The sequence below is a fragment of the Fibrobacter intestinalis genome (genome assembly GCF_900167415.1).
GTDB lineage: Bacteria > Fibrobacterota > Fibrobacteria > Fibrobacterales > Fibrobacteraceae > Hallerella > Hallerella intestinalis.
Window position 1 is genome coordinate 1 of the sequence record NZ_FUWU01000081.1, and the last position, 9,540, is coordinate 9,540.

Annotated in this window: 6 protein-coding genes; 3 read left to right on the forward strand and 3 right to left on the reverse strand. The window is 49.5% G+C overall.

The window, feature by feature from the left end:
* From B5D40_RS14120 to B5D40_RS14130, 3 genes are all read left to right on the forward strand, one after another.
* Positions 1 to 456 (forward strand): tyrosine-type recombinase/integrase (locus B5D40_RS14120; RefSeq protein WP_159446936.1); only part of this gene is annotated, 456 nt, incomplete at its 5' end.
* Positions 457 to 763: 307 nt separating this feature from the next.
* Complete coding sequence (locus B5D40_RS14125; protein WP_073303143.1) at positions 764 to 1,699, forward strand: DUF2971 domain-containing protein; 936 nt, start codon at positions 764 to 766, stop codon at positions 1,697 to 1,699.
* The gene (locus tag B5D40_RS14130) at positions 1,696 to 4,299 is read left to right on the forward strand and encodes a GLUG motif-containing protein (RefSeq protein ID WP_078777433.1); all 2,604 of its coding nucleotides are present in this window, start codon (positions 1,696 to 1,698) and stop codon (positions 4,297 to 4,299) included. Before B5D40_RS14125 ends, B5D40_RS14130 begins: the two co-directional genes overlap by 4 nt.
* A gap of 220 nt (positions 4,300 to 4,519) precedes the next feature.
* On the opposite strand, the gene B5D40_RS14135 is transcribed toward B5D40_RS14130, so the two are convergent.
* The 3 genes from B5D40_RS14135 to B5D40_RS14145 all read right to left on the reverse strand — a co-directional run bounded on the left by B5D40_RS14135 (position 4,520) and on the right by B5D40_RS14145 (position 9,349).
* Positions 4,520 to 4,843, reverse strand: a complete 324-nt coding sequence (locus tag B5D40_RS14135; RefSeq protein ID WP_073303146.1) for an SUI1 family translation initiation factor — start codon at positions 4,841 to 4,843, stop codon at positions 4,520 to 4,522.
* Positions 4,844 to 4,921: 78 nt separating this feature from the next.
* Positions 4,922 to 8,113, reverse strand: a complete 3,192-nt coding sequence (locus B5D40_RS14140; RefSeq protein ID WP_143394424.1) for a T9SS type A sorting domain-containing protein — start codon at positions 8,111 to 8,113, stop codon at positions 4,922 to 4,924.
* Between the two features lie 21 nt (positions 8,114 to 8,134).
* Positions 8,135 to 9,349, reverse strand: coding sequence for an AAA family ATPase (locus B5D40_RS14145; protein ID WP_078777434.1), 1,215 nt, complete (start codon positions 9,347 to 9,349; stop codon positions 8,135 to 8,137).
* Between the last annotated feature and the right edge of the window lie 191 nt (positions 9,350 to 9,540).

Consider the following 9,540-nt stretch of genomic DNA (forward strand, 5'->3'; position numbering starts at 1 on the left):
CCGAAAAGCGAAAGCGGCCATCGGGAAATCCCCATCCCGGAAAATCTGCTCCAATGGCTGAAAAAGACGGCGAGGGAAAATCCGCCGGACAGTTTTTTGGTGAAGCACGACCAGCGGACTTTGCAGAACCATTTCAAGAAGTTTTTGAAGGCGGCGGGAATTGAAGTGGATGCCCACATCCACACCCTGCGGCACAGCTTCGCTACCCATGCGCTGACTTCTAACAAGGACCTGAAAACGCTCTCGGTGCTTCTCGGTCACGCCAGCACCCATACGACTCTTGACCTTTACGTGCACCCGACATTTGAGAGCAAGCGGCGCGTGCAGGAAGCGTTCTGGGAGTTCGTGAAGAACCCGAAGTGGGCGCAAGATCCTGCTCCGCAAAGAAATAGTGATTATTGGAACGAAAATTTTGGAAAATCGGGAGGTTCCGGGCGCAAGCCGGCCCAACGGTGAATTTCGCAGAAGTGCGCTTCTGCGAAAGTTTCCGCCAACGATAAGCAAAATATAACTCGGATTTGTAAAGATTGCAATACAAAAGACGTGAAAATCTTTGCAGAACCGGCCCGGATTTGACTGAAATCAACTCTGGGCGTAGGAATCCTAACCCCGGCAAGCGGATTTCCCTGCCAGGACATGTTCCAACCTGTCCCCTTTTTTGCTCGGCGGCGGCTCCGAGTCGGGAAAATGTGCCGTTCAAGACTTCATCCCGAGATGCTTTTTTCGCAGAAGCGCACTTCTGCGAAAATGAGGAATACAGAGAATGGCTAAAAAAACGGAAGAAATCGTTTCACTGATGCGCTTCACAACCCTTGACGAACTTGTCAAGATGATTCGTTTGGGCGGCATCCCGCTTTACGACACGGAACGTTGGGAAGACCGCTGCGACGCGGCTTTTGTGGAACGCGGAGTCCGGGAAATGAACAATTCCAAAACCACCGGAAATTACGGCGTGATGTGCTTCATGGGGCAGACGAAAAAAGAAAAAGAGGAAGAGGAAAAAATAGGCAAAGACGGCGAAAAGAATGACGGCGACACTCAGTATTCCTATTCCCCCAGAGAAACCATCCACCATTGGAAGGGCTATGCTGGCGGTAAAGATGGCGTAGGCATTAAAATCTGTTTCAAACCTGAAGTCTTGCTGCATGCGTTTTTGCAAAAAAAATATAGCGATACAAAAGAGTTGAAGAAGTCTTTGGAAGAGTCCGATAATATTTTGAAAGGAAACGGCAAAATATTCGGCAAGATGGAATACAGAACGATTGAAAAAATTAAGGAAAGGTTGACGGAAAGCAAAGCAGAAAATTTCTTTTTTACCAAGCGGATCGCATTCAGAGACGAACGCGAATACAGGCTGGTGCAATATGGAAAACAGGTAGCTCCGTCTTGCAAAGATGATCAAAAATGGATAAGGGCGATGGGTGTGAGAGGCTTTATTCCGGTTGATAATTGGTCGGAATTGATAGACCGCATCGTTTTTTCACCCTTTAGCGATAAAAGGTATGTTGAAAAATTGCGGAAAGGCGAAATTAGCAAGGAATCTCTCCGTCTGGATTCCCAGGAATACAAGATATTGAAGGACTTGCTTTCGGCAGAGGTTAACTACCGATCCACCATTCTGAATAAAAAGAGTCTGTTGGAATTGGCAGCCAGCGACCAAGGTAAAACTCAATCCACCAAAGGAGGAGACAAATCATGAAAATATTCAAAACCTTGTTGTTATTTCTCGCTCTGCTAGCCCCGTTCTGTTTCGGGGCCGCCTGGACGGGTGGCACGAGCGAGCCAAGGACAAGAGTTGTCAATGATAGCGCCTGGTATGTGATTACGACGCCGGAAGAACTGGCTTGGTTTGCCGCACAGGTGAATGGCGGGAATTATGCGATTAACGCCATGCTGGAGAACGACATCGTTTTCGGCAGCGATACGGCTACCGTCAATACCGCCTACCCATGGACTCCCATTGGCTATTATTATAATACGCGTAATGGCTACTTCAATGGTGTTTTGGATGGACAGGGGCGCTCGATTTACGGAATTTATACGGATTCGACGGTATCTTTTGGCGGGCTTGTCGGATTCTTGGATTCCTCTGGTGTTATTCGAAACGTGAACATGAAAAGGGATTCCATAAATTCCAAATATTATTCAGGAGGGATTGTTGCTTACAATAAAGGGCAAATTATCAACTGCACGAATAGCGGAACGATCACTTCCTTCGGCGGAGACTCTTATTCAGGCGGCATCGCTGGCCATAACTGGGGCTCGATAAGCAACTGCACGAACAGCGGCAGCGTCTCCTCCTCCTACTCCTCCTACTCGGGCGGCATCGCAGGAAATAATCTCGGGACCATTACGGATTGCACGAACAGCGGAATCGTCTATTCCACCACCTCCTCCTCCTACTCCTCCTCCAACTCGGGCGGCATCGCTGGCGAAAACCGGGGTACGGTGAGCAACTGCACGAACAGCGGCAGCGTCTCCTCCTACTCCTACTCCTACTCCTCCTCCTACTACTCCTACTCCTACTCGGGCGGCATCGCGAGCTACAACTATGGCACGGTGACAGGCTGCACGAACAGCGGCACAATCGACGACGGCGGCATCGTGGGCTACAACCATGGCACGGTAAGCTACTGCACGAACAGTGGTAGCGCCACCGGCTACTATTCAGCCGGCATCGTAAAAGAAAATAGCGGAGGCGGAACCATTACGAATTGCTTCAATAATTGTATGACAGGTTCTTGTCCTTTCTATGGTATTTCAGACTATAAATATTCTGACCGCGACATAATTAAAAACTCCTACTCCGTTATCTATTCCGAAAGTTCCGGTTTCAAAACGGTAGTGTCCTTTAATAATAATGATGAAGGCCTGTACGGCTTCACCACCGCCCAGATGCAGACCGCCGAATTCGCCTGGCAGCTGAACACGACAAACGGCACGGAAGAAAACAGCGGCGTCTGGAGCTTTGCCGGTAGCTATCCCGTATTCGCTTCGTCAAAGGCTTTGCCGAGCTACAGAATTGTCTTCGACACCCGTGGCGACACCACAAGCCGCTTTACCAATTACAAGGGGAAAGCGACCTTCCCCTCCAATTCCGAAGCCGGATTCCTGGGCTGGTTTACATGGGACGGCGTGCAGGTAGGCTCGAATACGGTATTTTTAAAGGATACGGAGGTTTGGGCGGCTTACGAAGACCTTCCTCTGGCATTTTTAGACATCCGATTCTTCAACGCCGATGGGACGCAGCTCGACTCGCAATCCGTTCGGCTGGGCAATCTTCCTTCTTATGGCAAAACGCCGACCCTCCCGGCCACCGCAAAATACACTTTTGCTTTCAAAGGCTGGTCCTCGGAAATCGTCGCCGCCACGCAGAACTTCGATTACTTTGCGGTTTACGATTCTACCATCAACACCTACACGGTGACCTTCCGGACGGAATCGGAAATCATCGACAGGCAGACCGTCGCCTATGGGGATTCGGCTAGGACTCCGGCAAAAATTCCTTCGCAGGCGGGTTCCCGATTCACGGGCTGGTCGCCGTCCTATTCCTACATCACGGGAAATCTGACGGTCATCGCCCAATTCGAAGAGGCGGAAGACCTCTGCCTGGTTCGTCTTTTTGTGGATGGAAGTCCGGTTGATTCTTTATCCGTAGATTTCAACGAATCCTTTACGCTTCCAGAAGCGCCTACGTCGGACAACGATTTCGCCTGGTTTGACGAATACGGCGTGAAGCTGGGCGAGCCGGGGGAATCCATCGTCATTACCGACAATCTGGACATTTTCTGGAAAAAGTCTTCTACGCCGGTATCTTCCAGCTCTTCGGCTCTGCAAAGCTCTTCGAGCGTAACGCAGTCTAGCTCTTCGATTGTGTCAAGCTCTTCGAGTGCGGTGCAGTCTAGTTCTTCGGTTGAGCCGAGTTCTTCAAGCGTAACACCGTCCAGCTCTTCCGTAGCACAAAGTTCTTCGAGCGCGGTGCAGTCTAGTTCCTCGATAGCGCAGAGTTCCTCCAGTGTGCAGCTTTCCAGCTCTTCCGCTGAACCGAGTTCTTCCAGTTCCGAAGATCCGGATGCTCTCCACTTTAGCGCGCATCCCCGCTTCAATCTCCATGTTCAAAACCGCACTCTCCAAATTCAGAACGCCCGCATCGGCTCCGCCTTTGCCGTGCTGGATTTGCAAGGCCGCGTGCTGCGTCGCGGTGTGGTGAACTCGTCGGAATTTTCCATGGAATTGCAAAACGCCGGCACTTACATCGTCCGCGTGGGCAAGGAAATTCAGAAAATCCGTGTGAAGTAATTCTCGGCAAATCACATTTCAAGCCTCCGGGATTCTCCCCGGAGGCTTTTTCGTGTTTCAATGTGCCTAAGATTGCCGCGCTGCTAACGCAGCTCGCAATGACAAAGTACATGGTTGGTGAGCTTGTCGAACCATCCTCGCAATGACGAAGAATAGTCCGTTATTCCTAGGAGTACTTTGCTAGAATTCCGTCATTGCACAGTAAGCGAGCGGGAAAATTTTAACCGCCGGCGAGTTTTACAGTAAAGCCCCGCTTTTCAAGTTCCGCTTGAAGAACGCCACGTTTGTCTCCCTGAATTTCAATTTGAAAATTTTTTGCGGTTCCGCCGGTTCCGCATTTGCGTTTTAAGTCGCGCGCCAAAGACGACATTTCCGCTTCTTCCAGATCCAAACCCGAAACGACGCTCACCATTTTGTTTCCGCCCAGACGCTTCAGGGCAATACGCACAACGCCATCGGTTTTTGGGCGCACAGGTTGCTGCTTTGGCTGTTCAATGCGGCCCTGACCGCTGACATAGACAAGAGTAGAGCGTTCGTCGTTCATAAATTCTCCCGATTTTCCACAATGTAAAAAACGCCTCCGGAAATTTTTCTGAAGACGTTCCTTTTGAGGGAGAAATCCCTAACGCATCACTTTAAACGACTGGTGAAAACCTCGATTTTTTCCGACACCCCGAATATCAACTAGATAGACTCCGGTTTGCAAAGATTCCAAATAAAGCACGGCGTTGTTTCCGCTTTGAATCAATCGTGGAATCGTTTTTCGCTGGCCGTTCAAATCGACAATCGTGATTTTGGCGTTTTCAGGAATCCCTTCAAGATAGACAATTCGATTTCCCACTCGCTTGCGGAACGCTTTAGCGAGAATCGGGAAAACCGCCGACGTTTCCTGCTTTTTCAGTGTGATTTGATCGAGATTGGGACCATCACCATCGACTGTCGATATTTGAATTATTGTTTCCCCGGCAGAAAGGGCGAGCACAAGCGATTTGGTTTCCCAATTCGTCCAGGCTCCTGTCGTTTCAAATTCCAAAATCTGCGGCGTATTTCCCGAAGCCGAAACGGACAGCTTTCGGGTTTCCGCTTTACCGTTGGCGTAGGCCAGTTCAACAAGATATTCGCCAGGAGAATCCACATGGACCGAAATCTCTACAGAGCTTTCATTTTCGCCGGCGTAATTCACATAACCCGTTCCGTGAAAGCCCGCATTTTTATCTTCAAACGAAGCGTTAATCAAATTGCCATCCTCCGCCTGATAAACGTTTCCCGAAGACGCTTCAGAAGAAGAACTGCTCCCCGCAACACTCGAAGAGCTGGAACCCGAAGAAACGGCAAGCCCCTGCGAAACGCCAATCTTTCGCGTAAACGTATCGCCCTCCTTATCGGTCAGCGTAAAGGTCACGTAGCCGACTCCCGCAAAATTTTCAGAAAGTTCGACGGTCAATTTGGAACCGCTTACCGAAGCAGACACTCCACTCGGAGATGTTACTTTGTAAGTACCGCCATCGTAGCCCTTCGTGAATTGAGAAAGATCTACCGTTTTTGATTCGCCTTTTTCAAACAGAAGGTGCGCTTTGGCCATCCATTCCAGATAGCGTTCCAGTTCCGTCCAGCCGTCGCCTAAACGGTCATTGTTGGCATCGCTAAAGTCTCCTTTTGCGGATTTCGGGTTGTAGCCGAACATTTTTTCCCAAAAGTCCGGAAGCCCATCCATATCGCTGTCGTAATCGTCCGCCCAGCTTGTACTCGGATAATTTTCCATGCCACCGACATCGGATTCGCGGTCGGGAATGCCGGGAAGATTGCCGACGCTGCCCGTATAAGTATAGGTGCCGTTTTTGACTTCTTGAATAATGCGGGCGTCGTGATCGTCAAGGATTGGCATGCGCTGTCCCACATCGGAAAGCACGTCCTTGTAAGCAGCCTTGGCGCTTTGCACTGTCGCATAGGAAGCAAAAAACGGTTTGGAACGAAAAACTTCCCAATCCAGAACCTGATTGTTGGAAAGCGTGTATCTTCTTCCGCATTCATCGTTTGTCCCGTCGCAGGTAAAACTGCCATTCGTATTTTGCAAAACATTATTGTGATAGTAATAGGACTGCGAACCGCCGCCAGTCCCCTCCAAATCCGCGCTTAACGTGATGTCTTTCAATTTGGTCGCCGCACCCATTTTGTAAAAATTACCGACGAAATTCACTTCATGCGCGCCTCCGTCCGTTACGCGGCTGTACCAGTTGTAAACGACATTATTAAAAATATCCAAACGCCCTGCGTAATTGCCATCGCCATCCAAACCGCCGCCCATGCTCCAATTCCTGCCCGCATTATGCGCCAGCAAATTATGATGAAAGCTGCCGATGTCGCCGCCGATGGTCGCCGCATAACCATGCCCCGTTCCCGATGGATAATTTTTGTGGTCGGCGATATTCAATGCTTCGGAAATCAAAGTCCGCTGCAATGTCAGATTTTTTCCGCCGCGACTGCTGAACGCTTCGTCTATCGTCCAGCTGATACTCGCATGGTCCAAAATGGCATTCTCCCCGCCCGTCAAACCCATTCCGTCAAAAGTTCTGCCGTATCCCAAACGCACACGCATAAACCGGGCAATTAAATCGTTGCCGGTAAAACCGATAGGCGCACCCGTAATGGTGATTCCCTTACCCGGAGCGGATTGCCCCGCAATCGTCGTGAAATGATGATTGCATACCAGACGATCGTTCAGTTTAATAATTCCCGATACTTTGAAAAGAATCGTTCTAGGCCCAATGTCCGCGGTGCACGCTTCCCGCAAGCTCCCTTCGCCGGAATCGTTCAGATTGGTCACGTACACGACCTTTCCGCCGCGACCACCCACCGCCATACGCCCGTAACCTTCCGCGTCTTCAAAAGCGAGTCGCCCCGGCTGAAATTTCCACACATTTCCCGCAGTGACTTTGCCGGTTCCATCCACTTCGTCAATCCGCCAAAAATAAGATTGAAGCGGTGTCGTCTGGGAAAGCGCATACGTCGTCCCCGATTGTTCGCCCTTGTATTCCGCACTGGATGTTGTCGCATTCAAAACGCCCAAAGAATCCGTTCCAAAATAAACCCGATGCTTTTGGGCTCCGTTCGCCGCTGTCCATGAAAGAGTCAAAGCGCCGTTTGTATGCGCCGCATGCATATTCAAGTCAGAAGGATTCGGAAATTTCGCCTGCGCTGCCGCATTGGGAACATTCAATTCAAAACCGTTCAAAATCACATTCTTGATCGTATTGTTTCCTCGGGGCTTTAACGCAATGTCCACCGTTCCGTTCGTCACGTTAAAAGTCACATACGCAAAAGCGGCCTTGTCATTGGCAAGCGCCCGTACCGTCGGAGCTACGGAGGCCTGCTTTACCCCGTTCACATAAACGTCGATGTCACTCGGTTTATTTGTCGTATAATCATCCGGATGGTTCAAATAGAGCAAAAGCGAATTTTCCACGTTCTGCAAATTGGAAAAAAACAATTCGATTTCGCCGCCTTCATTTCCCCCATCTACGGTAACGCCATCGCCGGCAAGACGCGCATAATTGGGGGACTGCACCGCCACTTTATAATAGGTACTGCGCAATTCCGTTCCTGAACCCGCTTTGGCAATCCGAACTTTCACGCCGCTGAATGTATTTTCCGCGGAAGAGACGCCGCTGACCACCCACGCCGTGTAATTCGGCTCGGAAACCTCGTTGCTCTGACGTCCGCTCATGTCAAAATCCACTTTAAAAGACGGAGAAGCGCCAAATGCCAACGCCGAACACGCCAACGTCAAAAACTTTACTTTTTCCCATCTGAACATACACACCTCTTCAAATTCTGTTCACAAGCAAAGATATTCCGATTCTTCCTTCAACAAAAGAGAGACTTTATTTATCAGTTGTCCCCGGACAACCGAACGTACTCTCGCTATATCGGGAAGTTGACACTTTTTAAGCAAACCGACACTCCTACAAAACGAATCCGCTAAAGTCGAATAGCCGCTTTCTACAAGCTGCCGGATCCCAGCAATTTTTCCACCTGGCAAAGAGGCAGCCCTCTCGCGATCTTTGTAAGAAACCTCATCGATGAATACAATAGGGCATATTCCTTTGTAGCCGTCTAGATACATTTGCTTCAGCTTTTCGCTATTGGCCATGCGTTCCCTCTTGGAAATCTCTTTTCGCCAGCCGTCTTGTACAAAGGGGACTGTTGGTTCCAAAAACAAAATGAGGTCATATTTATTCGCATAAATCGTCGCCCAAGCCAATCTTTCTATCGTTTTTATTTCTTTGTCAAAAAATGGCGCCAATTTGGCAAACCACAATGTCGCAATAGCATCCGTATCGGTGAAAACAACCTTGCCTTCCGCCCTTTCAAACATCCTCTCTTCTGCGGCTGCGTGGCGATGCAGAATCTTGATGTAGTCGGCAGGAAGCATCCGCGTTTCACCATAGCAGGATTCGCAGATTTCACGGCCCAATTCCAGCTGGCGACGGGTTTTGTAATGTTTGGCAAGAAATTCTGTCAGCGTTGTCTTGCCCGTACTTTCCACACCGGCAATAAGTACGCGTTTTCGATACCACTCGCGGAATCGAGGCGCTATGGCGTTCCAGCCCGTGCCCAAAGGAAATTTCTGAATCGCCGTCGAACTGATGTTATCCGTTTCTTCTCGTCCAACATATTCCACTGGACAAGAATACAAGCGTTCGTAGATATTAGCTCCCAAATAGTCAGAACCGGCGAAAACAACATCAACGGGAGCTCCGATTTGTTTCATCACATAATCCCGCCCTTTTTTCCATTCTTCCCAACTAGAGTTTTTTGTTTTTAAGCCATCTTCTAAAAGAATTACCGAAGCCCGGCTACCCATATCCTCAAGGGTTCCCCGAAGCCAGCGGTACCGAAGTTCAACGGGAATCCGATCGCGACAACGAGAATAGGAGAGAACGAGGTATAAATTCTCGCAAACCGCCCGCGCCCTTTCAATAACATGGAGATGCCCCTTGTGCAGCGGATCAAAAGTGCCTCCGAACATACCAACCTTATACTTGCTCACGACTCCCCCTCATCCATTTAATAAACATGATGACAGCATTGAGTAGATAGTCAGCCCTTAAAAAGTCACTTTGCGAACGCAAGATAAGGACGTTCGCATTTTTTGTTCATTCCGTTCCACAGAAGGCAAAAACAGTATAGCCATTCCAACAGGGCAAAAAAGCGCCTCATGGCCCTCTTGAAGTTGAACGC

Coding starts and splice junctions, on each gene's coding strand:
- B5D40_RS14125 (WP_073303143.1), top strand. CDS start 764: ATGGCTAAAAAAACGGAAGAAATCGTTTCACTGATGCGCTTCACAACC.
- B5D40_RS14140 (WP_143394424.1), bottom strand. CDS start 8,113: ATGTTCAGATGGGAAAAAGTAAAGTTTTTGACGTTGGCGTGTTCGGCG.
- B5D40_RS14130 (WP_078777433.1), top strand. CDS start 1,696: ATGAAAATATTCAAAACCTTGTTGTTATTTCTCGCTCTGCTAGCCCCG.
- B5D40_RS14135 (WP_073303146.1), bottom strand. CDS start 4,843: ATGAACGACGAACGCTCTACTCTTGTCTATGTCAGCGGTCAGGGCCGC.